The sequence below is a fragment of the Coprococcus sp. HCN-4056 genome (genome assembly GCF_037892645.1).
Classification (GTDB): domain Bacteria; phylum Bacillota; class Clostridia; order Lachnospirales; family Lachnospiraceae; genus Coprococcus; species Coprococcus ammoniilyticus.
The window spans coordinates 291,747-316,594 of record NZ_JBBKBL010000002.1; the positions used below are offsets into that span (position 1 = coordinate 291,747).

Genomic DNA, 24,848 nt, shown 5'->3' on the forward strand with positions numbered 1-24,848 from the left:
TTCCATAAATACCTAAGTTTCATTTATAGATCCATAATCCCTTCTGCCAGATTAATCCGACGCAACTTCATAATTATGATGAAAATTGACATATAAACAAGAACAACCGATGTTCCTGCCATAAACGCAACACCTTCATATGAAATACTATACCATACAGAATCTGTCAGCCAGACATTATATACGCTATTTGCAATAAAAACTGCAATAAATGAACAGATAAACATTGGCAGCATCTCCATAAATAATCTTCTTGCGATCATATTGCAGTTGCAACCACAGGCACGATATATTACATAATCTTTATATCTTTTTTTTGTAAACATATCAATCACCTGAATATAAACAACAATACAAAAGAATAACAATAATACATATATTATAATTAACACTTTTATTTTTTCATTCGGTGATGCAATCGAACGATCTATTACTTTTATATCAAATGTTGTATCGGATATTTTTTCAAGTTCCGAAATAAATTCATCTATTTCATTTATATCAAAACTATTTTCTGATCCAATATAAACTCCAAATATTCCCCACTTCATATTAGAAATTGAAAAAATATTATCTATAAAATTCCTGCAGAATTCCTCAAATTGATATTCTGTTTGAGGAAAATAGGCAAAACACACATCTGCCTTATCTGCAACAGGTTCATAAATTCCAACAACTTGATACTCTTCATTATTAATTTTTATGTAATAATATTCTTCTTTTTTCACCATTGTATTTATCATATCCTCAGATACAATTGCAACACGAGCTTTTTTCTCTAAATCGTCCGAACATATTGATCGTCCTTTAGTGATATTAAATGGCAATTCATCCTTCAATGAAAAAACTGCCAGTTCTGACCTTTCCTGAAGCATTCCACTAACCCGAACATTGGCATATGAATACACCGTGAAATTTCTTCCATACATTGCTTTTATGATCATTTTGGCAGTTTCAAGATGTTCCTTCTGTCTATGCTTATCTGGAACATCAATCGACATAGCTTCAAGCTCACCCGCCTGATTATATTCTGCCTTAAGATGATTCATACATACATCACACTTTGTTTCAATTCCCGCCAAATTAGAATAATTACCATTATATAACCTTCCCTTTAACTCAGCCTGCATTTTATTAATAATATCGAAGCACTGAAAAATAATCACAAACATAAGTGTATATACGATCAAAAACAATCTAAAAAATTCTTTATCTCTTATCCTCATTTTAACTTCCTTTGATAATCTACAACCATTATATGTACATCTTCTTGTATTATATATTAATCGTGTGCATATATTTCTTTAGAATCTGCACCTTTTAATGATATTGTAACAGTAAATACACAATATGCATCACTAACAATTTTTGAATCACTATAGGTTTTATTTTTTTTATTTAAATTACCCGTATCCATTCTTTTCGCTTTTACATCTATACCCTGTATTTTACCAGATATCGAACCTGATGTAGCTTCAGTTGCCTTTCCTCCCCCAAATGCTGCAGTCATGATGCATTTATCTTTTTTCTTACTATAATCATACATACGCGCCGATCCTGTTAATGTTGCAGCCCCATTAGTTATAGAGTTGCTCGCCGATGTTGCCGAAACAACAAATGAGCTAAATAATGTAATACAACATGCCAATAATATTATATTTCTTTTTATCTTCTTCATTTTTCCTCCCTTTTATGCAATATAATGGTTGCAATTATAGTATTGCATATACGCATTACATATGTCAACATATATTTATATTTTCTAAATATATGTTGACATATAGTATTTTAAAATTACAAAAAAGACCTTGTAGTCGTACATAACTACAAGGTCTTTTATTCTATCATACATATCAAAAATAATATTCTCTTTTTTTTATTTCTCTTTCTTATCCAGCACCAAATGCGCTGCATACAGTCCCAGTGATACAACGATACCGCCGCCTATAATATTACCGAGTGTAACCGGCAACAGGTTGTGAACAAAACCACCTACTGTAAGTGTATCTGAGATCTGTGCGGATGTATATCCATAAAGCTCACAGGCCTTATCTACATATTTGCTGTTGCCGGATGCAAGGATTCCTGCCGGAATGTAGTACATATTTGCAACACAGTGTTCGAAACCTGAGATAACGAAGATCAGAATTGGAAAAAATGCTCCAAACAGCTTACCGATCAGATCTTTCGCTGCACTGCTCATCAATACTGCGATACATACCAGAATATTACAAAGGATACCGGAAAAGATTGCTTTGCTGATATCAATATCTGCTTTACCCATGGCAACCTTGATCGTGAATGCTCCAAGTGCTCCATCTGAGTAATCATACTGACCGGAAGCATATACACAAGCTGCTGTCAGTATAGATCCAAGCATATTACTGAAATATACAACGACCCAGTTCTTTATCATCTGTAATGCTTTGATCTTATGGTCTGCAAGTGCCATTGTCAGCATACAGTTTCCTGTAAATAACTCACCGCCGGTTACAACTAACATCATAAGACCGATTGGGAAGACCACGCCTGTTAATGTTCTTGCAACGCCTACACCTGTCAGATTATGAGCTGCAAGGTTTGACCCCTCTGCTCCGATCGCAATGAACATACCTGCAAACATACCAAGTAATATCATCTTAAGCAGACCCATATTGGCTTTACTAATGCCTGCTTTTATATTGTTTTCCAGAATCTGTACCGGTGAGTAATAATTGTTCTCCATTTTTCTTTCTCCTGTCGTCCTTCACTTTTAAACTTTTATCAACCGAAAGGATTATATTCTATTTTACAGACAAGATGCAACAATTTCCGTGTACTTTTTTTCGTACAATCCATACTTTTCTGCGTATTAACATTGTATGCAACATTGTCACCCACAAATATGTTTTCTACTATGTACATTCAGCTTATGATTTGCCCAGCCAATAGCCCGCCGGCTTGCGTTTATCGTTTCTGCTATGTTCATTCAGCTTATGCCCGCGGATGCGCTTTCTGATATTCCTCTTTTAAGCGGCTCTGCTTGCTGTTCAAATAGATCTGTGTCGTAGAGATGTCGGCATGTCCCAGCATTTCCTGTACTGCCTTTAAGTCTGCACCATTATTCACAAGATGTGACGCAAACGAATGACGGATCATGTGTGGTGTTATATCCTTATCAATTCCCGCTTTATCAGCATACACCTTGATGATCTTCCAGAAGCCCTGTCTGGTCATCGGTGTACCCTTGCAGTTGGAAAACAGATACTCGGAATCCTTGCACATATCGTCCCGGACATTTGAGATATAATTATCAAGCGCACGCTGTGCGGAATCTTCGATTGGAATGATCCTTGACTTTCTGAGGTCATGACATTCAATATATCCCATCTTCAGATTCACATCTGTAATCTTTAATGTAACAAGCTCCGATACCCGGATTCCTGTCGCATATAACAGCTCTAACATTGCCCGGTCACGGATCTCCTTTGGAGACTGGTCTCCCGGCTGGTCAAGAAGCCGGTTCACTTCCTCTATTGTTAAGATATCCGGCATTTTCTTTTCAATCTTTGGAGGTTTGATATTAACCGATGGATCGTCCATCAGTATCTTCTCCCGAAAAAGGAATCCGAAAAACGACTTGATTGAGGCTATGCTTCTAGATACAGTTGCCATTGATTTTCCATTTTTTTCCAAATACAGAACATAAGTGTTGATATTTGTCTCATTTATCGAACGAATATCCTCTGTTCCATTCTCCCGGTAGAAATCAGAAAACTTCACAAGATCGCGCTGATAAGAAGCTACTGTATTTTCACTTGATTTCTTAATATTTTTGAGATAATCAACATATTTCTCTATGTAAATTTCCACGCATTTTTCCCCTTATTATGTAGACTAAATATCATTATAAATACAAATTTCTATAAAATCAAACATAATTTTTATAAGCAAAATCAAGGTTTTTTCGTAATTTCTTTGTTTTTACCAAATCATGTGTCTGTACAGAATTATGTATACCACATGTAGTAAAACTTTTTTCAAAAAAATTTCAGAATTTTTACTTCCAGAATGATATTAAGTAATAAAATCGTAACAATAATTGCCGTTCCCAGAAAAGAATTATGCAATCTGGCAACTATACAGGCAATCTGACTCATCCCTTCTCCTGTTGTTCCACATATAATTTTAACAACAACTGCATATAATCCCACAATAATCAAAACAATCATATAAAATGCAAACGCACGGAACATAGTTCCGTTCAGCCCATATAGTGAAACCATCATACCGGTGATCAGTCCGGATATCCCCATAAGAGCACCATCGGATGCTTTATCCGGAACAAGCTTTAAAAAAGCTACAACCGCTACCAGCTCCACGATTCTTTTACAGATCAAAGCGATCAGTTCCTGTTTTTCAGTCTGTATCCCTGTCTGACCTAATATCTCCTGCACATTTAATTGTGTGTTTACAAGCAAGGTTCCAAGGATCAGGCCAATCCAGAACATTGCCCATATAAATTTACGTTTCATATCATCCCCCCCTCGTATACATATGCCTTCCTGTCCCAATATATGCAGCAAACAATAAAACCACCATTCTCATCCACTATGATCCATCTGGATATACTCATGGTGATTTGTTTTACTTCATTTGTCCTACAGCATATGCCAGGATCGCAATAATAGTTTTTGAATCAACAATTTCTCCGGCCTGTATCATAGTCATGGCTTCTGCCAACGGAATCCGCCGGATTCGGATAAATTCTTCCGGATCCGGTTGTCTGATTCCCTTTTTCAGATCGGTTGCAATATAAATATAGGTCTGCTCATTACTGGTACCGATCGCAAGATATGTCTTTGTTACAAATTGAAGTTCCTGTGCAATATATCCGGTTTCCTCTTCCAATTCCCTGACTGCGCACTGACCCGGATCTTCTCCCTCATCCATACAGCCGGCAGGAACCTCTAAGGTTATATCATCTACCGCATTTCTATATTGACTTACCAGGATCAGGTTTCCATCTTCATCCACCGGCAAGACACAGCAACCATCTACATGATCGACCAGATCATATACTACATGTTTTCCATCCGGCAGTCTCAAATAATCATTATATACATCAAATATATGAGCATGATATGCCAGTTCTTTTTTCTCTCTAATAAATTTCTGATCCATCTGTTGCCTCCCAGCTATCCATATTTTTTCATATTTTTCATTCACTAAAAAAGCCTGTGGAATATTTTATTCCACAGGCTGAAAATAATTACTTAGCATAATCTACAACGCGAGACTCTCTTATGATATTAACCTTGATCTGTCCAGGATATTCCAGCTCATTTTCAATCTGCTTTGCAATATCCCTTGCAAGTAATACCATATCGGAATCATTAACGTGTTCAGGAACAACTATTACTCGAATCTCTCTACCTGCCTGAATAGCATATGTCTTCTCTACACCCTTATAGGAGTTTGCAATATCCTCCAGTTTCTTAAGACGTGTAGTATAAGTTTCCAGAGTCTCTCTTCTAGCACCCGGTCTTGCTGCTGAGATTGCATCTGCAGCCTGTACAAGACATGCTATCAAGGATTCTGGTTCAACGTCGCCATGGTGAGCTTCTACTGCATTTACAATAATCGGTGATTCCTTATACTTTCTACATAAGTCAGCACCAATCTGTACATGAGAGCCTTCCATATCATGATCTACAGATTTACCGATATCATGAAGTAATCCGGCACGTTTCGCAACTTTGACATCGACACCTATTTCTCCGGCCAATAAACCACATAAATGTGCTACTTCGATAGAATGCTTTAATGCATTCTGTCCATAGCTTGTTCTAAACTTCATCTTACCAAGAAGTCTCACTAATTCAGGATGAATTCCGTGAATGCCAACCTCAAGGGTTGCTGCTTCACCTTCCTCACGCATCATGGTTTCTACTTCCTTCTGCGCTTTTTCTACCATCTCTTCGATTCTTGCCGGATGGATTCTTCCATCGACAATCAGCTTCTCAAGTGCAATTCTTGCAACTTCCCTTCTAACAGGATCAAAGCTTGAGAGAATAACTGCTTCCGGTGTATCATCAATGATCAGATCTACACCTGTCATGGTTTCAAGAGTACGAATATTTCTACCCTCTCGACCAATTATTCTACCCTTCATCTCATCGTTAGGTAACTGTACCAGTGAAATTGTTGTTTCTGCTACATGATCCACTGCACATTTCTGGATTGCAGATACAACATATTCCTTTGCCTTCTTGTTCGCTTCTTCTTTAGCTCTGGTTTCTAATTCCTTGACCATAACTGCTGTTTCATGTTTCACTTCATCTTCAACAGTTTTTAATAAGTATTCCTTCGCTTGTTCAGAGGTTAAACCTGAAATTCTTTCCAGTTCCTGTAAACGTCTTGCCTGAAGCTCTTCTACTTTTGCCTTCTGTTTTTCAAGCTGACCTTCCTTGGATGCAAGACTTGCTTCTTTTTTCTCGATAGCTTCCGTCTTACGGTCGATACTTTCTTCACGGGCGAGAACTCGTTTCTCCATTCGTGAAATCTCTCCACGTCTGTCCTTGACTTCTTTTTCAAGGTCATTCCGTGTCTTCAAAGCATCTTCTTTTGCCTCAAGCAAAATCTCACGCTTTTTCGCTTCAGCATCCTTCTGAGCTTCATCTATAATCTCCCTTGCTGCTACTTCTGCCTTACCGATCTTCGCTTCTGCAATATTTTTTCTATATGCAATAGCAATAAACCATGTGGCAACGATACATACAACAAGGATGCAAATATAAATGATTATCCACGCAATATCACCACTCACAGGAGCACCTCCTTATTAAGTTTTCATTGTACACTTATACAACTATTTAAGTTTAATATTTTTTACTAATTATGTCAAGTGAAAACAAACAAAAACAACAATTTTTCGCCCTGTTTTCTGTGCAACTTTTCTTATATTACTGACTACCCCATTTCTAATATTTCCGAGATACAGGAAGCAACCAGACGATACGGATATCCCTTTCGGACAAGAAATGCTGTTACTTTTTCTCTTTTATCTGAAAGTTCCGAAACCGGACATTTTTTCCGGATCAGTTTCTCTACGATCTCTCTTTCATCCGGAAGCTGATTTTCTTCAAATGCCTGTTCGATCCATTCATCCAATATTTTCTTGGATGACAATGCATATGTGATCTCTCGTCTGCTTTTCCTTTGGATATGACTCCGGACATAAACTGATGCATATCTGGCATCGTCAATATACTTATATTTTTTCAGTTCATCAAGCGTCGTATCGATCACTTCTTCATCATAGCAAAGTTCCTTTAACTTCTGCCGGATGTCATATTCACATTTTTCTGAATACTTAATAGCTGTAACCGCCTTGTTCATCGCACGTTTAAAGAAATATTCTGACCGGAACTGCTGCATTTTCTCTGCATCAGTTTCTGATCCGACCGTAAGCTTCAATCTTCGTATATCAGATGCATATAACGGACCAAACGCCTCATAATCCAGATACAGACAGCTTCTCTTATCATCAATCTTCTTAATATCTGTTACAAGCATATATACAGGCACCCTCTACTTATTCTGTTTCTGTTCCCGCTTCATCCTCAGTTTCAACTAAGCCAAGCTTCTCACGGATCTTCTCATCGATCTCAGCACAGATAGCCGGATTCTCTGCAAGAAATGCCTTTGCATTCTCACGTCCCTGTCCGATCTTATCTCCCATATATGCATACCATGCACCGGATTTATCTACAATATCATTTGCTACTGCCAGATCCAGGATATCTCCTTCACGGGAAATACCTTTACCAAACATAATATCAAATTCAGCCTCTTTGAATGGAGGTGCAACCTTGTTCTTCACAACCTTTACTCTGGTACGGTTACCAACGATCTCTCCACCCATCTTCAGGGTATCAATTCTTCTGACATCCATACGAACAGATGCATAGAACTTCAATGCACGTCCACCGGTTGTTACTTCCGGATTACCAAATACAACACCAACTTTCTCACGAAGCTGATTGATGAATATTACAACACAATTTGTTTTGCTTACGACTGCAGTCAGCTTACGAAGTGCCTGTGACATCAGTCTTGCATGAAGTCCCATATGAGAATCTCCCATCTCACCATCGATCTCTGCCTTTGGAACAAGGGCTGCAACCGAATCGACAATGATCACATCTACTGCACCGGAGCGCACCATTGTCTCTGTGATCTCAAGTGCCTGTTCACCGCAATCCGGCTGTGAGATATAGAGGTCATCAATATTGACACCGATATTCTTCGCATATACAGGATCCAATGCATGTTCTGCATCAATAAAGCCTGCAATACCGCCACGTTTCTGGATCTCTGCAACAATATGTAATGCAACCGTGGTCTTACCACTGGACTCCGGTCCGAATACTTCTATGATTCTTCCTCTTGGTACACCGCCAAGTCCAAGCGCTATATCAAGGCTTAACGATCCTGTTGGTATAACTTCTATATTCATATTGGCAGAAGAATCACCAAGCTTCATAACGGATCCCTTGCCATACTGCTTCTCAATCTGTGCTAACGCTGCATCCAGCGCTTTCTTCTTATCATCATCTTTAATCATCTTTCAAACTACCTCCATAAACAAATGTTCGATTCCTGTTACTATACTACTCAACTTTTACCGAAATGTCAATCCTTAATCTATGATCTTGCGGATATTTTTCATTTCTGTATTTCTAACAGCCTTTTCTATACCTTACTACCTGTTATGCGTAAAATATCGTACATCATTTTTTAAAATGCAATAAAAAAGTGCATCAAAACCGTAGGGACAAAGCCCTATCTTCATGCACATTCCAATTATATCATACTTTACAGAAGAAAAAATATAAAATATAATTTAGAAAATATATTTTATTTCAGGAGGAATTTTATGCTGACTGCAGGTATCATTACAGAATATAATCCATTTCACAATGGACATCGCTACCAGATCGAACAGACCCGTTCCGAACTTGACTGTTCCCATATTATTTCTGTTATGAGCGGTAATTTTCTTCAAAGAGGACTTCCTGCTGTCTGCAACAAATTTATGCGTGCCGAAATGGCTGTTGCCTCCGGAGTCGATGCGGTATTTGAACTTCCGGTTGTCTATGCAACAGCAAGTGCAAGGGATTTTGCTTATGCGGGTGTCGACCTTCTGAACAAACTGAACACTGTAGATTATCTGGTTTTTGGTGCGGAATGTGATGATCTGTCTCTTCTGGAATCTGTAGCTGAAATTCTGATTGATGAACCAGCCTCATTTTCCGCATGTCTGAAAAATAATCTGGCGGAAGGAATGTCCTATCCGTCAGCACGGGCAGATGCCATAAAGAGCTGTTGTCCTGCCGGTGCTGATCTTCTGAAGGAACCAAACAACATCCTTGCAGTCGAATATCTCTCAGCGCTGAAGAAAACACATTCCTCTATAAAACCATATATCATAAAAAGAACCTCCGCAGGATATAACAGTGAGGATATCACAGGATCGATCTGTTCAGCTTCCGCGATTCGCCATTTATTACAGGAAACCTGTATGGCCCATATCTCAGAACCGGATGCATTATTTAAAACCTTTTACCAGGTTCTTCCAACCGCTTCTGCCGACCTGTTAAAGACAGACTATCTGCATACCTATCCGATTTTTGAAGATCACTTAACATCTATTCTGCAGTACTGTCTGATCATGCAGAACGATGCTCCCGATACCGTCGATATGACAGAGGAACTCTATAACAAACTGAAGAAAACAAAACTTCTGCAGTCATATGCTGCAATTGCTGAATCCTTAAAATCCAAAGATCTTACCCAGACAAGGATCAACCGTGCATTGCTGCATTTTATTCTGGACATCCGGAAGAATACTATGTCCATGTATAAAGAAAGCGGCTGGAATCACTATGGACATATTCTTGCGTTGAACCGATCCGGCTCCGATGTGATCCGTCAGATTAAGAGAAACAGTGACCTTCCTGTCTTTACAAAGCCTGCAGATGGCATCCGTTTTCTTTCCGATACCGGCCGTTTACTATTTGAACAGGATATCAAAGCAACGCGCTTATATAACACTGCTGTCTATGCCGCCTATAAAACAGAATTACCGGACGATTTTACCGCCCGGCTTCCTGTTCGTTCTTAATTGGTGATCATTCCATTCCGTATATGGAATTTTTGCCAAGCTCCTCTTCAATCCGGAGAAGCTGGTTGTATTTCGCTGTACGTTCGCTTCTGGCTGGTGCTCCGGTCTTGATCTGTCCGCAATTCATAGCCACAGCCAGATCCGCAATAAATGTATCCTCTGTTTCCCCGGACCGATGGGAAATCACCGACGAATATCCGGCTTTATGGGCCGTTTCCACAGCATCCATTGCCTCTGTCAGAGTTCCGATCTGGTTCACCTTTACCAGGATTGAATTTGCAATTCCATCTTCAATTCCGTTTTTCAGTCGTTTTTTATTTGTAACAAAGAGATCATCTCCAACTAACTGGATACGATTTCCAAGCCGGTAAGTCAGAACCTTCCAGCCATTCATATCATTCTCATCCAGACCGTCTTCGATCGAATAAATCGGATATCTTGTCACCAGATCCTCATAGAACTGGACCATCTCCTCTGAATTCCTCCGGATCTCCTTTCCGGTCATCCGGGATTCTCCCGGAAAGATATATCGGTCAGAAGCTACATCATATAATTCCGATGCTGCTGCATCCATTGCGATCTGTACATCGCCTCCCGGATTATACCCGGCCTTTGCGATTGCCTCCACCAACAGATCCAGTACTTCATATGTGGTTGCAAGATTCGGTGCAAATCCACCTTCATCTCCAACTCCTGTGCTCAAATTTCTAACATTCAATTCAATCTTCAGTGTATGATAAATCTCACAGGCGATCTCCATTGCCTCCTTAAAGGATTCTGCACCTACCGGAGCAATCATAAACTCCTGAAAATCAACAGTATTATCCGCATGCTTTCCACCATTTAATATATTCATCATCGGAACCGGAAGACGCTTTGCATTTACTCCGCCGAGATACCGGTAAAGTGGCATTCCAAGTGCCAGCGAAGCCGCCTTGGCGCAGGCAAGGGATACACTCAGCATGGCATTTGCACCATATCGTGTCTTATTCTCAGTTCCATCTGCCTCGATCATAATACGGTCAATATCAATCTGTCTTGTTACATCCATTCCGATCAGTTTATCTGCAATTCTGTTATTTACATTGTTGCAGGCTCCGTAAACCCCCTGTCCCATGTAACGTTTTTCTTCATCCCGAAGCTCATGCGCTTCGTATTGTCCGGTGGATGCACCGGACGGAACCATTGCCCTACCCTTGCATCCACATGCCAGCGTAACATCGGTCTCAACTGTAGGATTTCCTCTGGAATCAAGTATTTCTCTCGCTTTAATTTCAATAATTTCCAATCTGTTCATGTGATTCTCCATTCTGCCTTTCTATCCGTACAATTATTGGCAATTTTTATTCTTTTATAGTATTCACACTTTTTTCCAAAGTATTCATCTTATAAAAAATACCTGCCGGATAAAGCATCTGTAACTATGCTTCTCCGGCAGGTATTTTTTATTTGTTTTTATATTGTTACTCCGTTCTGTGTCCATATAACACAGAACATCGTTCTTTTTATTCTTCTGCTTTTACAGTTGGCTCTACGTCAGATGTACAATACATACATTTTGTAGCCTTAACATCAATGTCACCATAACAATATGGACATTTTCTTGTTAAAGGTGCCGCAACTTCCTCTTTCTTTCCAAGAGATAACAGCTTTTTAATTCCTTTCATCAGAAGAAAAATGATAAATGCCATGATGATGAAGTTGATCACTGCTGTAATGAACGAGCCATAATCAATATACTGGTCTCCCAGCAAATGAATCTTGCCCTGTACTTCGGCACCACCGATACATCCAATGAGTGGATTGATAAAACAGTCTGTCAGTGAAGTTACCAGTCCTGAAAAAGCACCACCGATGATAACACCGATCGCCATATCCAGAACATTTCCCTTTAATGCAAATTCTTTAAACTCCTGAAAAAATTTCTTCATTTGTCTGTCCTTCTTTCATTATTTCTTGATAAGAAGTGATTTACCTGTCATTTCCTTAGGCTGTGGAAGTTCCATGATTTCAAGAAGTGTTGGAGCGATATCTGCAAGACATCCACCTTCTCTTAAACCATAGCCCTCATCATAATTTACAAGTACAAATGGTACCGGATTTGTTGTGTGGGCTGTATGTGGTTCACCAGTTTCATAATTGATCATCTGCTCAGCATTACCGTGGTCTGCACAGATAAATAATACACCATCTGCCTTCTTAACTGCCTCTACTGCCTTTCCTACGCAGGCATCAACAGTCTCAACTGCCTTGATCGCTGCAGGGATCACGCCTGTATGACCTACCATATCAGGATTTGCAAAGTTAATAATGATCACATCGTATTTATCAGAACCGATAGCATCTACAAGCTTCTCACATACTTCCGGAGCACTCATTTCAGGCTGGAGATCATATGTTGCAACCGCAGGGGACTTAACAAGGATTCTGTCTTCGTTCTTATTTGGTTCTTCTACGCCTCCATTAAAGAAGAACGTAACATGTGCATACTTCTCTGTCTCTGCAAGACGAACCTGTGTCTTACCATTCGCTGCAAGGTACTCACCAAATGTATTGTCGATTTCTTCTTTCTTGAATGCAACGATCTTGTTTGGTATAGACTCATCATAATCTTTGAAGCATACATATACCAATGGAAATCTTCCGTCTGGTCTGTTGAATCCGTCAAAATCGTCACAGCAGAATGCTCTGGTGATCTCTCTTGCTCTGTCTGGTCTGAAGTTAAAGAAAATAACGGAATCATTTGGCTTTACAAGTGATACCGGCTTACCATTCTCTGTAATAACGGTAGGAAGGATAAACTCATCATATACTTCCTTGTCATAAGATGCCTGTACTGCAGCAACAGGATCTTCTGCCTGTACACCCTCACCTGTTACAAGTGACTTATATGCAAGTTCAACACGATCCCATCTGTTATCACGATCCATAGCATAATAACGACCGGAAAGGGATGCAACCTTACCTACACCAATCTTCTTCATCTCTGCGATCAGTTCCTCTAAGAAGCCCTTTCCTGATGCTGGAGCAGTATCTCTGCCATCGAAGAATGGATGAACATATACATTTTCAAAATTATGTTTCTTACATAACTCAAGAATTGCATACAGATGTGTATTATGGCTGTGTACACCACCACTGGATAATAATCCCCATACATGAAGATCAGAATTGTTCTTCTTACAGTTCTCGATTGCTTCTAACATCTCTGCATTCTCAAAGAAATCGCCATCCTGAATGGACTTTGTAATTCTTGTTAATTCCTGATATATAATTCTTCCTGCACCGATATTCATATGACCAACTTCTGAGTTACCCATCTGTCCATCCGGAAGTCCAACTGCAAGACCGGAAGCAGCACCCTTTACATAAGGATATTCAGCCTTAAGCTGATCCATAACAGGTGTATTTGCCAGTGCGATTGCATTGCCTTCTGTCTTGTCACTAATTCCATAACCATCAAGTACCATTAAAACTACAGGTTTTTTACTCATTATTTTTCTCCTTTTAATTATTTTTCTTTCTTATCAGCAGCCTTTTCCTCATCTGCCTTTTTTTCAGAAGCCTTTTTTCCAGCATCTGCTTTTTTCTTCTTTGGCTTAGCAGGAATCGCGATCATTTTCGTATATTCCGCTGATATTGTATCAATATCGCCAATGGATTTCAATGTTCCATGATCCAGGATCATTGCTTTATTACAGATCCGTCGTACCTGTTCCAGAGAATGCGAAACAAATAATACTGTTGTTCCGCCTTCCATAAGCTGCATGATCTTCGCTTCACTCTTCTTCTTAAATCTGGCATCGCCCACGGATAATACTTCATCCAGAATCAGAATATCCGGATTTGCAATCGTTGCAATTGAAAATCCCAATTTTGATTTCATACCAGATGAATAATTCTTGATTGGAACATCAATAAAACGTCCAAGTTCCGAAAACTCAACGATCTCATCATACTTTTCTTCCAGATAACTCTTGGAATATCCAAGCACTGTACCATACAAAAAAATATTTTCCTTTCCAGTATACTGTGCGTCAAAGCCTGCTCCTAATTCCAGCAACGGAACAACCTTTCCATGCTTGATCACATGTCCTTCTGTTGGCTTATATACACCGGAAATAACCTTTAAAAGGGTACTCTTTCCTGCACCATTTAAGCCGAGGATTCCCAGCCTGTCACCCTTGTCCAATGAAAAGCTGACATGCTTTAATGACCAGAATTCATCATAACTGATCTGTCGTTTTATTGATTTAATTATATACTCTTTAATATTGTCAACCTTTTCACTGCTCAGGTTGAACTTCATGCTTACATCATCAACGATCAATGCTTCCTTGCCCATGTCTGTCTCCTTAAATATGAAGAATAAATTCGTCCTGTTTCTTATAGAATGTATACGTTCCGATCAAGATTGCAAAAACAGAGAAAACGAACGCATATAACATATAATTCCAGTTTAACGGGTCACCCAGAAAACATGCTCTAAAATTATGGATGACGCAATATAACGGATTATATTTTAACAGCCAGCTAAATCCACTCTTTAATAATCTCTGTGGATAATAGAAAATCGCACATGTATACATAATGATCATCAATACAACATCCCACAAATATTCCATATCACGGAAGAATACCGTAACCGTCGCAAGTACCATGCCTACTCCAAATGTGATCATCAGAAGCAGAATAAGCGGAAAGATAACCAGTAATAATGACCAGGTTGGCTTCACATGACAAAATACCATCAACGGGATCATAACAATCAACGAAATCAAAAATATAATATAGTTAAATAATACGGAAGACATCGGATACAGATACTTCGGAACATATACTTTCTTGATCATACCTGCATTTGACCGTATCGATTTTGCACAGGCTTTTGTTCCGCTGCTGAAAAATGAATATAACAGACGACCACTCAAAATATAAACTGGGAAAGTTTTATTGCTGTTATCAAATAACGTTCCAAATACGATCGTCAATACGATCGTTGTCAAAATAGGCTCCAGCAAAGACCATAAGATTCCAAGATATGAACGCCTGTACTTTAACTTAATACCTTTTTTTACCAGTTCCGCAAGCAGATATCTTCTGCTCCAGAATGTCTTTAAATATTCCATAGTCAATTCCTTTTCTGCGTATTTGTTCAAAAATCGTTTGAATTATATCACAGTTATACATAATCGTCAACGAAGTATACTTTTCGTAAATGTACAAAAAAATCCCACAAATCTATTCATTTCGTATGAATAATAGAATAACAAAAAATACCGCGGACACCGGGCAGTCATATTATTGGCCACCCGATCCCTCACGGTATCTTTTTTACCAGATCATTTTCCTGATTTTACAGATTCTATATGAAATCTGGTATTAAAATTACTTATTGTAGTTTACGATCTTTCCAAAGTCAGCCTTAAGTGAAGCACCACCCACAAGTCCACCATCAATGTCAGGCTTTGCAAGAAGCTCTGCTGCATTACCAGCGTTCATAGATCCACCATACTGGATTCTTACAGCTTCTGCTGTGTCTGTATCATATACTTCAGCGATGCAGTCACGGATTGCCTTACATACTTCCTGTGCCTGATCGGATGTAGCAGTCTTGCCTGTTCCGATAGCCCAGATTGGCTCATAGGCGATTACCATGTTCTTAACCTGATCTGCTGTGATATCTTTCAGATCACTCTTGATCTGAAGACGGATGAAGTCAAGTGTGATACCCATTTCTCTCTGCTCTAATGACTCACCACAGCAAAGGATAGGTGTAAGACCTGCTTCAAATGCCTTCTTAACTTTCTTATTTAAGAGACAGTCACACTCTTTGAAGTAGTCACGACGCTCTGAATGTCCGATGATGACATATTTAACACCGGCGTCAACTAACATTTCTGCTGAAATCTCACCTGTGTATGCACCCTTTTCTTCGAAGTACATGTTCTCAGCACCAACTTCTACATTTGTGCCCTTAACAGCTTCTACTACAGGTACAATATCAATTGCAGGTACGCAGTATACAACATCTACGTCGTCATTTGCAACTAATGGCTTTAACTCTTCACATAATTTTACAGCCTGGCTTGGAGTCATGTTCATCTTCCAGTTACCAGCGATGATTTTCTTTCTTGACATGTCTTTTATCTCCTTGAAAATATTATTTTCATTATCTGTATATTCTTCCATCCGAGTCAGATGGAGCATGTACATAATTTATTTGTCGTTTGCAGCAGCAACACCTGGAAGTTCCTTACCCTCTAAGAATTCAAGGGAAGCTCCACCACCTGTTGAGATGTGGCTCATCTTAGAACCATATCCTAACTGGTTAACAGCAGCAGCAGAATCACCACCACCGATGATAGTTGTAGCATCTGTCTCAGCAAGAGCAGCAGCTACAGCCTTTGTACCAGCAGCAAGTGTAGGATTCTCGAATACACCCATAGGTCCGTTCCATACAACTGTCTTAGCTGTCTTAACAGCATCTGCATATAATTCGATTGTCTTAGGTCCGATATCACAGCCCTCTTTGTCTGCTGACATCTTGTCTGCATCAAAGACCTCTGTCTCAACCGGCGCATCGATTGGATTAGGGAAATCGTCGATCATAACGGAATCAACCGGAAGTAATAACTTCTTACCAAGCTTCTCAGCCTTTTCCATCATTTCCTTACAGTAGTCGATCTTAGATTCGTCAACTAATGACTTACCGATCTCATATCCCTTTGCCTTTAAGAATGTATACGCCATACCACCACCGATGATCAGTGTATCGCACTTCTCAAGTAAGTTAGAGATAACATTTAACTTGTCTGCAACTTTTGCTCCACCAAGGATAGCTACGAATGGTCTTACCGGATTCTCTACTGCATTTCCAAGGAAGTCGATCTCCTTCTGCATTAAGTATCCAACAACCGCTGTATCAACAAGACCTGCAACACCTACATTTGAGCAGTGAGCTCTGTGAGCTGTACCAAATGCATCATTTACAAATACATCACAGATAGAAGCAAGATCCTTAGAGAATGCTTCACCGTTCTTTGTCTCTTCCGGTCTGAAACGTGTGTTCTCAAGTAAGATAACTTCGCCATCTTTCATAGCTGCTACAGCTTCTCTTACCTTTGGTCCAACAACTTCAGGCTCAGCAACAAACTTAACTTCCTGTCCAAGAAGCTCTGAAAGTCTTACCGCAACCGGTGCAAGAGTCTTTGTCTTCTTATCTTCTTCTGTCTTAACCTTGCCAAGGTGTGAGCAAAGAATAACCTTTCCACCATCAGCAATTAATTTCTTGATTGTAGGAAGTGCTGCTACAAGACGGTTCTCGTCTGTGATCTTACCTTCCTTTAATGGTACATTAAAGTCACATCTGCAAAGGACACGCTGTCCCTTTACATTAATATCATCTACTGATTTTTTGTTTAATGACATTACTATTAAACCTCCTGATTTTTATACTTTTATCTTCATATTTGTTACAGAACGCAAATACATCTCTGTAAAAGAAATATAGGGCCCGGTCCATGAAGACCGGACCCCTTGTAAGGTCAAATTAATTACTACAATTTGTCAGTCAATTATGCTAACTCTGCGAAGTACTTAATTGTTCTAACCATCTGGCTTGTGTATGAGTTCTCATTATCATACCATGATACAACCTGAACCTCATATAAGTCATCAGCGATCTTTGATACCATTGTCTGAGTTGAATCAAATAATGAACCATATCTCATACCGATTACATCTGATGAAACGATAGGATCTGTGTTGTAACCGAATGACTCTGATGCAGCAGCCTTCATTGCAGCGTTGATTCCATCAACTGTTACGTCAGCACCCTTAACAACTGCTGTAAGGATTGTTGTTGAACCTGTTGGAACTGGAACTCTCTGAGCTGATCCGATTAACTTACCATTTAACTCTGGGATAACAAGACCGATAGCCTTAGCAGCACCTGTTGAGTTAGGAACGATATTAGCAGCACCTGCTCTTGCTCTTCTTAAGTCGCCCTTTCTGTGTGGTCCGTCAAGAATCATCTGATCGCCTGTGTAAGCGTGGATTGTTGACATGATACCTGACTGGATTGGAGCATAATCATTAAGAGCTTTAGCCATTGGTGCAAGACAGTTTGTTGTACATGAAGCAGCTGAGATGATCTGATCCTCTGCTGTTAATGTATCCTGGTTAACTGAGAATACGATAGTCTTAAGATCATTTCCTGCTGGAGCTGAGATAACAACCTTCTTAGCACCTGCATTGATATGAGCCATTGACTTTTCCTTTGAGCAGTAGAAACCAGTACACTCAAGAACTACGTCAACACCAATCTTACCCCAAGGAAGATTGTTTGCATCTGCTTCCTTGTAGATTGTAAGTGTCTTACCATCAACTGTGATTGTGTTAGCCTCATCATCAGCTGAAACTGTATGAAGGTTCTCACCAATCTTACCACAGTAACCACCCTGTGCTGTATCGTACTTGAGAAGATCTGCAAGCATTGAAGGCTTTGTTAAATCGTTGATTGCAACAACTTCATATCCTTCTGCTCCGAACATCTGTCTGAATGCGAGACGACCAATACGTCCAAAACCATTGATTGCTACTTTTACTGCCATTTTTTATTCCTCCTAAGTTTTGAATAATAAAAGTATTTATAATATACTGCAAAGCGCAGTAATTAATCGTGCTATTCACACAACAAAATCATACCTAATTTGTGTGTAAATTTCAAGTCTTTCTCAAAAAAAAATTGTCCAATTCACGCAAAAATAAACAAACACTATATTGCAAAATGTACAAAGAATCAACTTTTTATGATATTTTCATATTTATTTCAACCATTTAACCCTTTTTTCGAAATATTTCACACATGATTCTTGTGTTGCCGATATATACTTCTTTTGTAAGATTTTTTCTTATCTTCTGTTTTTATTCACTATTTTTTCCGTTCCTGCAGGTGTGTTTTATTTCCTGACGTGCTATAATAATATCAATTTTCACAACGTTAACATCCAACAGGAGGTTTTTACATATGAAGCTTTGCGATCATCATTTACATTCCGAATTTTCCGATGATTCTGAAACAGAACTTACAGATATTGTTGAACAGGCACTGCACCTCGGCATGTCTGAAATCTGTATTACAGATCATCATGATATTGATTATCCCAAAGACGAGGAAGGTCATACCTTTCTGTTAGATACAGACCGGTATATTTCTGCTGTAAGAAAGTTGCAGGAACAGTACAAGAATAAACTTACGATCCGTCTCGGTGTCGAACTCGGCCTGATGTCTCATATCGCAGACAAGATCATTGCCTACACAGATAAATATCATGATTTTGACTTTATTATAGGTTCTTCTCATCTTGTATATGGCAAGGATCCCTACTATCCCGCTTACTATGAAGGACGTTCGGAAAAAGAAGCACTGCTGGAATATTTTGAATCCATTCTTGCAAATGTGCAAACCTTTGATAATTATTCCATATACGGTCATCTGGACTATGCCGTCCGTTATTGTCCATCCGGCGAATCAGCCTTCCGCTTTTCTGATTATGCAGATGTCTTTGAAGCAATTCTGAAAACAATCATCGAACATGGGAAGGGCATCGAGATCAATACCGGAAGCCTATATAAAAACATGACTTATGCACATCCTCATCCGTCTATTCTTAAACTCTACAAGGAGTTAGGTGGTGAGATCATCACTGTCGGAAGCGATGCACATATTCCAAAATACATCGGCTATGACTTTGAAACCTATGCCAGAGACATCCTGACCGCCACAGGTTTCCGCTATTACTGCACCTTTGAACAGATGAAGCCTGTATTTCATAAATTATAAGAGTACTAGAACGGAAGTGTCTTGCGTAATAATAGGTGAGTATGTGGCAGAACAATAATAATTTTTTAAATAATAGCATCCACACCAGCGTCATTTTTATTCCTATCGTATGATCTCTTTTATTGTGCCGCCTCCGACGATATAGTCATTTTCGTAAAAAACAACCGCCTGTCCTTTGGTCGCTGCCCGGACCGGTTCGTCAAATACAACACGAACCCTGGCATCATCCAACATATAAATTCTGCATGGCACACCCTTATGTGCATACCGGATCTTTCCGATCACCTGCATACCATCTTCCGGATGCTCGACAGACATAAAGTTCGTTTTATCTGCAATCAGCTCTTTTGAAAATGTATCTGCATTTTCTCCAATCACCACTTCATTTGTCTCCGGGATAATATCCACAACAAATACCGGGTGTCCCATCGCAAGTCCAAGTCCCTTCCGTTGTCCGATTGTATAATGAATTATACCTTTATGTGTACCAAGGACTTTTCCATTCATATCTACAAAATTTCCCGGTACTGCCTTTAAGCCCTCTTCCCGTTCCAGATATCCGGCATAATCACCATCCAGTACAAAACAGATATCCTGACTGTCCGGTTTATTTGCTACCTGGATACCGATATCTGCGGCAATCTGCCGAATCTGTGTCTTATTATATTCTCCAACCGGCATCAACGTCTTTGATAACTGATCCTGTGTCAGATTATAAAGTGCATAGGTCTGATCCTTCTCGATTCCTTTTGCCACGCGTAAGGTATATCTGCCATTTGGAAGCTGTTCCACTCTTGCATAGTGTCCGGTAGCAATGTAGTCTCCACCGATACTTAACGACCTCCTTAACAGCGACTCCCATTTTACATACCGATTACATGCGATACATGGATTCGGAGTCCTTCCATTCCGGTATTCATCTACAAAATAGTCAATGACGTATTTTCGAAAATCTTCTTTAAAGTTCATTACATAATAAGGAATCTCAAGCTGTGCAGCTACTCTTCTCGCATCATCTACCGCCGACAAGCCACAGCAACCGCCATGCTCACTGATCTGATCTGCATCCTCATCCTGCCAGATCTGCATGGTCACACCGATCACGTTATATCCCTGTTCTTTTAAAAGATATGCGGCTACAGAAGAATCCACGCCTCCTGACATACCGACACATACTGTCTTTTTATCCATCTTATCTTCCTTCCTGCAATTCCTGCTTGCAGTATAGAACCGGATTTCTCCGGCTGTCAAGTATCCAAATACTGTTTAATCTTCCAGTTCTCTCACCATCCGGTCTTCAATATCCTGTACCGGCCTTACAAGTCCCTGAATCTTGATTCCATGCTTTTCTGCATAGTCCCACAAAGCTGCATGCAGTGTTTCTTCTGCAAGCAAAGAACAATGTTCTTTTTCCGGCGGAAGTCCATCCAATGCTTCCATAACCGCTTTATTTGTAAGCTTCATTGCCTCGGCAACTGTTTTTCCTTTAATCATCTCCGTTGCCATGGAACTGGATGCTACTGCAGCTCCACATCCATAGGTCTTAAATTTGCAGTCTATGATCACCTGCTCCTCATTAATTTTCAAATACAACCGCATCATATCCCCGCATTTAGCATTTCCAACCGTACCGACACCGGAGGCATCCTCAATCTCACCGACATTTCTTGGATTCTGGAAATGATCGATCACTTTATCACTGTACATATCATTCTCCTTCACACTTGGGGCGTTTTATCTCACACATTTCACAATTGCATTCTTATATTCACTCCGACCGAATCTGATCTTTCATTTTTAACAATCTTACTGTATATGATTTTTCTTGACATAATCCTCATATAACGGTGACATATTACGTAGATTTGTAATGATCCGTTTCAGATTATCGACAACCGTATCCATTTCTTCTTTCGTATTCTCATATCCAATGGTTAGTCTCAGTGAACCATGTGCGATCTCATGCGGAAGTCCGATCGCAAGCAGCACATGAGAAGGATCAACCGAACCCGATGTGCAGGCAGAGCCGCTGGATGCACAGATACCCGCCATATCTAGCATGATCAGAATGGATTCTCCCTCCACGAACTGAAAGCTGATATTGACATTATTTGGCAGTCGTTTCTTTGAATGTCCATTCAGTCTGGTATACGGGATCTCCTTCAATATCCGTTCGATCAGATAATCTCTGAGCTCCGTCTCCTTTTTCATCCGTTCTTCCATTTCTGCCATTGCGATCTCACACGCTTTTGCAATACCTACGATTCCAGGTACATTTTCTGTACCGGCTCTGCGTCCTCGCTCCTGCTGGCCACCATGAATAAAGCTCTTTAACTTTAAGCCTTTTTTGATATATAAAAAACCAATTCCCTTTGGCCCGTTAAACTTATGTCCGCTCGCACTTAACATATCAATATTCATTCCATCTACGTGAATCGGGATCTGTCCAAATGCCTGAACTGCATCCGTATGAAACAAAATACCGTGTCTGTGTGCGATCTCTCCGATCTCTTTTATTGGTTCAATCGTTCCAATCTCATTATTTGCAAACATGATCGAGATCAAAAAAGTATCCGGCCGGATGGCCGCCTCAAGTGTATTCAGATCAACCAATCCATTTTCATCTACATCCAGATAAGTTACATCATACCCTCTATTCTGCAGATACTTGCAGGTATGCAGGATAGCATGATGCTCGATTTTTGTTGTAATGATATGTCCCCCATGTACTCCATAGGCTTCTGCCGTACATTTTAATGCCCAGTTATCAGACTCAGAACCACCGGCTGTAAAATAAATCTCTTCCGGCTTTGCACCAAGTGCTCCGGCTATCGTCTCTCTTGCCTCTGTCAGTTTATTTTTATTATTTGCCGCAAATCCATAAACACTGGATGGATTTCCGAATCTATCGGTAAAATATGGCAGCATTTCTTTTAAAACGTCCGGATGAACTGCCGTCGTTGCTGCATGATCGAGATAGATCAAATCACACATTTCATTTCCTTCTTTCTGATTCTTTATGTACCATAGCTATATCCCGAACCGTCGTTTTATATTGATCCTTTATGAAACATTCTGCTATTTTATAGAATATGCCATTTTATGACAAATGTTCTGCTTATACCTATACTGTTTTCACAGAATTCTTTAAAGGATCGATAATCTTCTTTTTTGTCTGTAACGCCATAGCGATCGAAAGAATAACACTGACAACCTCCGCAATCGGGAAGGACAACCATACCAGTTCCAGATTACGCGTAAATTTTGCAAATGCATAGGCAACCGGAAGCAGAACGATCAACTGTCTGGCAAGGGATACGATCAGACTGTACACACCTTTACCAAGTGCCTGGAACATACCGGAGCATACAATACAGATTCCTGCAAACAGGAATGAAATACTCATCGTACGAAGTGCCGGAATACCAATCGCCATCATATCCTCCTGTGCATCAAATACCTTAAGAATCAGGTCCGGAATCACCTGCATCGCAGTCAGACATAACAGCATGAAACAGATTGCAGCCATCATTGTATATTTAACAGCTTTGAGCATTCGATCCGGCTGTTTTGCTCCGTAATTATATGATACTATCGGGATCATACCATTATTTAGACCAAAAACCGGCATAAATGCCATGCTCTGTACTTTATAGAAAATACCAAACACTGAAACTGCGATCGGCGTAAATGTAAATAGAATACGGTTAAATCCATATGTCATTACCGAGCCTACCGCAACCATCGCAATAGAAGGAACTGCAATGGAAAGAATCCTTCCGATCACATCACCTTCCGGACGGAAGCCTTTCAATGATAACTGGATATCCGGATTCTTTTTCAGATTATAATAGATTGCAAGTAATGCCGCAATACACTGTCCGATAACCGTTGCTATTGCCGCACCTGCAGCACCCATTGCCGGAAGTCCAAAATATCCAAAGATCATAATCGGATCAAGTATAATATTGATAATAGCTCCAAGTGCCTGTGTCTTCATTGTGTAAAGCGTCCGACCTGTCGACTGTAACATACGTTCAAATGTCATCTGTGCAAAGATACCAAAGGAACAGATACAACAGATACGTCCATAATCTACTCCATAATCAATGATCTTTGCAACATCCGTCTGACTCTTCATAAATGCTTCGATACCAAATAAACCGATCAATAAGAAAATTGCATATCCAATAAGTTCCAGAAAGATTCCCTGCCTGGCTGCATCATTTGCTTTTTTCTGATTTTTTTCACCAAGGGATTTGGAGATCAATGCATTAAAACCGACACCGAGACCGGAGGTCACCCCGATCATAAGATTCTGTAACGGAAATATCGTCGATACTGCCGTCAGTGCATCCTGATCAAAATGCGATACATATACACTGTCGACTACATTATAAAGTGCCTGTACCAACATTGAAATTACCATTGGAAGTGATACTGAAATCAATAGCTTCCCCATTGGCATGGTTCCCATCTTATTTTCTCCGGCAGTATTTTCTGTTCTGCTTTCTTCACACGCATCTGTCATTTTTACATTCTTACTGTCGTCTGTCAATTTTGTGTTGTCAGCTTCTGTTTTTAACAGCTGCTCTTCCTGGCTTAGTTCTTCTCGTTTCAATTCTTCCTGTTTTTCATACTTACTCATTTGTCTCTTCAACCTTATTCTTCTTTTATCTAACTGTCATTTGTCTTTTTCACAACAGTATTTATCATACAGCATTGTTTTTATTGTTTCAACAGAAAAATATGTAATAGGGCACACCCTTTTGTGCGTGAAAGAACATTCTCATGTTCTTTCATGCCCCATCTCGCCTGTTGGCTCATTTACAC

The 24,848-nt window shown here is 39.6% G+C and carries 23 protein-coding genes; 2 read left to right on the plus strand and 21 right to left on the minus strand.

Features of this window, described 5'->3' with window-relative positions; genetic code table 11:
• Positions 1 to 23: 23 nt before the first annotated feature.
• The 9 genes from WKT03_RS03820 to recA all read right to left on the minus strand — a co-directional run bounded on the left by WKT03_RS03820 (position 24) and on the right by recA (position 8,608).
• Positions 24 to 1,226, minus strand: coding sequence for an FtsX-like permease family protein (locus tag WKT03_RS03820; RefSeq protein ID WP_021943797.1), 1,203 nt, complete (start codon positions 1,224 to 1,226; stop codon positions 24 to 26).
• 56 nt (positions 1,227 to 1,282) lie between these two features.
• Positions 1,283 to 1,678, minus strand: a complete 396-nt coding sequence (locus WKT03_RS03825) for a hypothetical protein (RefSeq protein ID WP_021943796.1) — start codon at positions 1,676 to 1,678, stop codon at positions 1,283 to 1,285.
• Between the two features lie 198 nt (positions 1,679 to 1,876).
• Positions 1,877 to 2,725 (minus strand): formate/nitrite transporter family protein, encoded by an 849-nt coding sequence (locus WKT03_RS03830; protein ID WP_117784890.1) that lies wholly within the window; start codon positions 2,723 to 2,725, stop codon positions 1,877 to 1,879.
• Positions 2,726 to 2,973: 248 nt separating this feature from the next.
• On the minus strand, positions 2,974 to 3,852 hold the full coding sequence (gene xerD / locus WKT03_RS03835; RefSeq protein ID WP_117784891.1) for a site-specific tyrosine recombinase XerD: 879 nt from the start codon (positions 3,850 to 3,852) through the stop codon (positions 2,974 to 2,976).
• Between the two features lie 167 nt (positions 3,853 to 4,019).
• Entirely contained in the window at positions 4,020 to 4,514 is a 495-nt protein-coding gene (locus WKT03_RS03840; RefSeq protein ID WP_340390927.1) for a hypothetical protein, read from the minus strand.
• A 112-nt stretch (positions 4,515 to 4,626) separates the two neighbouring features.
• Positions 4,627 to 5,163 (minus strand): NUDIX hydrolase, encoded by a 537-nt coding sequence (locus WKT03_RS03845; RefSeq protein ID WP_340390928.1) that lies wholly within the window; start codon positions 5,161 to 5,163, stop codon positions 4,627 to 4,629.
• An 88-nt stretch (positions 5,164 to 5,251) separates the two neighbouring features.
• Positions 5,252 to 6,787 (minus strand): ribonuclease Y, encoded by a 1,536-nt coding sequence (gene rny / locus WKT03_RS03850; protein WP_334296760.1) that lies wholly within the window; start codon positions 6,785 to 6,787, stop codon positions 5,252 to 5,254.
• A gap of 164 nt (positions 6,788 to 6,951) precedes the next feature.
• Positions 6,952 to 7,557 (minus strand): regulatory protein RecX, encoded by a 606-nt coding sequence (locus WKT03_RS03855; RefSeq protein WP_340390929.1) that lies wholly within the window; start codon positions 7,555 to 7,557, stop codon positions 6,952 to 6,954.
• Positions 7,558 to 7,576: 19 nt separating this feature from the next.
• The gene (recA, locus tag WKT03_RS03860; protein WP_021943789.1) at positions 7,577 to 8,608 is read right to left on the minus strand and encodes a recombinase RecA; all 1,032 of its coding nucleotides are present in this window, start codon (positions 8,606 to 8,608) and stop codon (positions 7,577 to 7,579) included.
• A 312-nt stretch (positions 8,609 to 8,920) separates the two neighbouring features.
• Between recA and WKT03_RS03865 the strand changes: the two genes are divergently transcribed.
• Positions 8,921 to 10,168, plus strand: coding sequence for a tRNA(Met) cytidine acetate ligase (locus WKT03_RS03865; RefSeq protein ID WP_117784895.1), 1,248 nt, complete (start codon positions 8,921 to 8,923; stop codon positions 10,166 to 10,168).
• 7 nt (positions 10,169 to 10,175) lie between these two features.
• Here WKT03_RS03865 and eno read toward each other — a convergent pair whose 3' ends face one another.
• The 8 genes from eno to gap form a co-directional block, all read right to left on the minus strand.
• Positions 10,176 to 11,465, minus strand: coding sequence for a phosphopyruvate hydratase (gene eno / locus WKT03_RS03870; protein WP_243000352.1), 1,290 nt, complete (start codon positions 11,463 to 11,465; stop codon positions 10,176 to 10,178).
• 208 nt (positions 11,466 to 11,673) lie between these two features.
• Complete coding sequence (gene mscL, locus WKT03_RS03875; protein WP_021943786.1) at positions 11,674 to 12,099, minus strand: large conductance mechanosensitive channel protein MscL; 426 nt, start codon at positions 12,097 to 12,099, stop codon at positions 11,674 to 11,676.
• Positions 12,100 to 12,117: 18 nt separating this feature from the next.
• Complete coding sequence (gene gpmI, locus WKT03_RS03880; RefSeq protein ID WP_118675170.1) at positions 12,118 to 13,662, minus strand: 2,3-bisphosphoglycerate-independent phosphoglycerate mutase; 1,545 nt, start codon at positions 13,660 to 13,662, stop codon at positions 12,118 to 12,120.
• A 17-nt stretch (positions 13,663 to 13,679) separates the two neighbouring features.
• Complete coding sequence (locus WKT03_RS03885) at positions 13,680 to 14,513, minus strand: ABC transporter ATP-binding protein (RefSeq protein ID WP_117784899.1); 834 nt, start codon at positions 14,511 to 14,513, stop codon at positions 13,680 to 13,682.
• Between the two features lie 10 nt (positions 14,514 to 14,523).
• Positions 14,524 to 15,297 carry an ABC transporter permease gene (locus WKT03_RS03890; RefSeq protein ID WP_117784900.1) on the minus strand — a complete coding sequence of 258 codons (774 nt, stop codon included), beginning with the start codon at positions 15,295 to 15,297 and terminating at the stop codon, positions 14,524 to 14,526.
• A 259-nt stretch (positions 15,298 to 15,556) separates the two neighbouring features.
• Positions 15,557 to 16,309 carry a triose-phosphate isomerase gene (gene tpiA / locus WKT03_RS03895; protein WP_021943782.1) on the minus strand — a complete coding sequence of 251 codons (753 nt, stop codon included), beginning with the start codon at positions 16,307 to 16,309 and terminating at the stop codon, positions 15,557 to 15,559.
• A 78-nt stretch (positions 16,310 to 16,387) separates the two neighbouring features.
• The gene (locus WKT03_RS03900; protein ID WP_021943781.1) at positions 16,388 to 17,599 is read right to left on the minus strand and encodes a phosphoglycerate kinase; all 1,212 of its coding nucleotides are present in this window, start codon (positions 17,597 to 17,599) and stop codon (positions 16,388 to 16,390) included.
• Between the two features lie 146 nt (positions 17,600 to 17,745).
• On the minus strand, positions 17,746 to 18,783 hold the full coding sequence (gene gap / locus WKT03_RS03905) for a type I glyceraldehyde-3-phosphate dehydrogenase (protein ID WP_021943780.1): 1,038 nt from the start codon (positions 18,781 to 18,783) through the stop codon (positions 17,746 to 17,748).
• A 416-nt stretch (positions 18,784 to 19,199) separates the two neighbouring features.
• Between gap and WKT03_RS03910 the strand changes: the two genes are divergently transcribed.
• Positions 19,200 to 20,015 (plus strand): histidinol-phosphatase HisJ family protein, encoded by an 816-nt coding sequence (locus WKT03_RS03910; RefSeq protein WP_117784902.1) that lies wholly within the window; start codon positions 19,200 to 19,202, stop codon positions 20,013 to 20,015.
• Positions 20,016 to 20,117: 102 nt separating this feature from the next.
• Here WKT03_RS03910 and mnmA read toward each other — a convergent pair whose 3' ends face one another.
• From mnmA to WKT03_RS03930, 4 genes are all read right to left on the minus strand, one after another.
• Positions 20,118 to 21,206 carry a tRNA 2-thiouridine(34) synthase MnmA gene (gene mnmA, locus WKT03_RS03915; protein ID WP_021943778.1) on the minus strand — a complete coding sequence of 363 codons (1,089 nt, stop codon included), beginning with the start codon at positions 21,204 to 21,206 and terminating at the stop codon, positions 20,118 to 20,120.
• A gap of 75 nt (positions 21,207 to 21,281) precedes the next feature.
• A complete protein-coding gene (nifU, locus tag WKT03_RS03920; RefSeq protein WP_021943777.1) occupies positions 21,282 to 21,722 on the minus strand; it encodes a Fe-S cluster assembly scaffold protein NifU in 441 nt (146 codons plus the stop codon).
• A gap of 99 nt (positions 21,723 to 21,821) precedes the next feature.
• Positions 21,822 to 23,009 carry a cysteine desulfurase NifS gene (nifS, locus tag WKT03_RS03925; protein ID WP_173788636.1) on the minus strand — a complete coding sequence of 396 codons (1,188 nt, stop codon included), beginning with the start codon at positions 23,007 to 23,009 and terminating at the stop codon, positions 21,822 to 21,824.
• Positions 23,010 to 23,139: 130 nt separating this feature from the next.
• Entirely contained in the window at positions 23,140 to 24,546 is a 1,407-nt protein-coding gene (locus tag WKT03_RS03930; protein ID WP_445293043.1) for an MATE family efflux transporter, read from the minus strand.
• Positions 24,547 to 24,848 lie beyond the last annotated feature (302 nt).

Bases quoted from the DNA above. Each gene is read 5' to 3' on its own strand.
- WKT03_RS03820 (WP_021943797.1), bottom strand. From the start codon at position 1,226: ATGAGGATAAGAGATAAAGAATTTTTTAGATTGTTTTTGATCGTATAT.
- recA (WP_021943789.1), bottom strand. From the start codon at position 8,608: ATGATTAAAGATGATGATAAGAAGAAAGCGCTGGATGCAGCGTTAGCA.
- WKT03_RS03865 (WP_117784895.1), top strand. From the start codon at position 8,921: ATGCTGACTGCAGGTATCATTACAGAATATAATCCATTTCACAATGGA.
- mscL (WP_021943786.1), bottom strand. From the start codon at position 12,099: ATGAAGAAATTTTTTCAGGAGTTTAAAGAATTTGCATTAAAGGGAAAT.
- eno (WP_243000352.1), bottom strand. From the start codon at position 11,465: ATGAACAGATTGGAAATTATTGAAATTAAAGCGAGAGAAATACTTGAT.
- gpmI (WP_118675170.1), bottom strand. From the start codon at position 13,662: ATGAGTAAAAAACCTGTAGTTTTAATGGTACTTGATGGTTATGGAATT.
- WKT03_RS03845 (WP_340390928.1), bottom strand. From the start codon at position 5,163: ATGGATCAGAAATTTATTAGAGAGAAAAAAGAACTGGCATATCATGCT.
- WKT03_RS03890 (WP_117784900.1), bottom strand. From the start codon at position 15,297: ATGGAATATTTAAAGACATTCTGGAGCAGAAGATATCTGCTTGCGGAA.
- WKT03_RS03900 (WP_021943781.1), bottom strand. From the start codon at position 17,599: ATGTCATTAAACAAAAAATCAGTAGATGATATTAATGTAAAGGGACAG.
- mnmA (WP_021943778.1), bottom strand. From the start codon at position 21,206: ATGGATAAAAAGACAGTATGTGTCGGTATGTCAGGAGGCGTGGATTCT.
- WKT03_RS03840 (WP_340390927.1), bottom strand. From the start codon at position 4,514: ATGAAACGTAAATTTATATGGGCAATGTTCTGGATTGGCCTGATCCTT.
- WKT03_RS03930 (WP_445293043.1), bottom strand. From the start codon at position 24,546: ATGACAGATGCGTGTGAAGAAAGCAGAACAGAAAATACTGCCGGAGAA.
- WKT03_RS03825 (WP_021943796.1), bottom strand. From the start codon at position 1,678: ATGAAGAAGATAAAAAGAAATATAATATTATTGGCATGTTGTATTACA.
- WKT03_RS03830 (WP_117784890.1), bottom strand. From the start codon at position 2,725: ATGGAGAACAATTATTACTCACCGGTACAGATTCTGGAAAACAATATA.
- tpiA (WP_021943782.1), bottom strand. From the start codon at position 16,309: ATGTCAAGAAAGAAAATCATCGCTGGTAACTGGAAGATGAACATGACT.
- WKT03_RS03910 (WP_117784902.1), top strand. From the start codon at position 19,200: ATGAAGCTTTGCGATCATCATTTACATTCCGAATTTTCCGATGATTCT.
- WKT03_RS03855 (WP_340390929.1), bottom strand. From the start codon at position 7,557: ATGCTTGTAACAGATATTAAGAAGATTGATGATAAGAGAAGCTGTCTG.
- WKT03_RS03885 (WP_117784899.1), bottom strand. From the start codon at position 14,513: ATGGGCAAGGAAGCATTGATCGTTGATGATGTAAGCATGAAGTTCAAC.
- gap (WP_021943780.1), bottom strand. From the start codon at position 18,783: ATGGCAGTAAAAGTAGCAATCAATGGTTTTGGACGTATTGGTCGTCTC.
- nifS (WP_173788636.1), bottom strand. From the start codon at position 23,009: ATGTGTGATTTGATCTATCTCGATCATGCAGCAACGACGGCAGTTCAT.
- nifU (WP_021943777.1), bottom strand. From the start codon at position 21,722: ATGTACAGTGATAAAGTGATCGATCATTTCCAGAATCCAAGAAATGTC.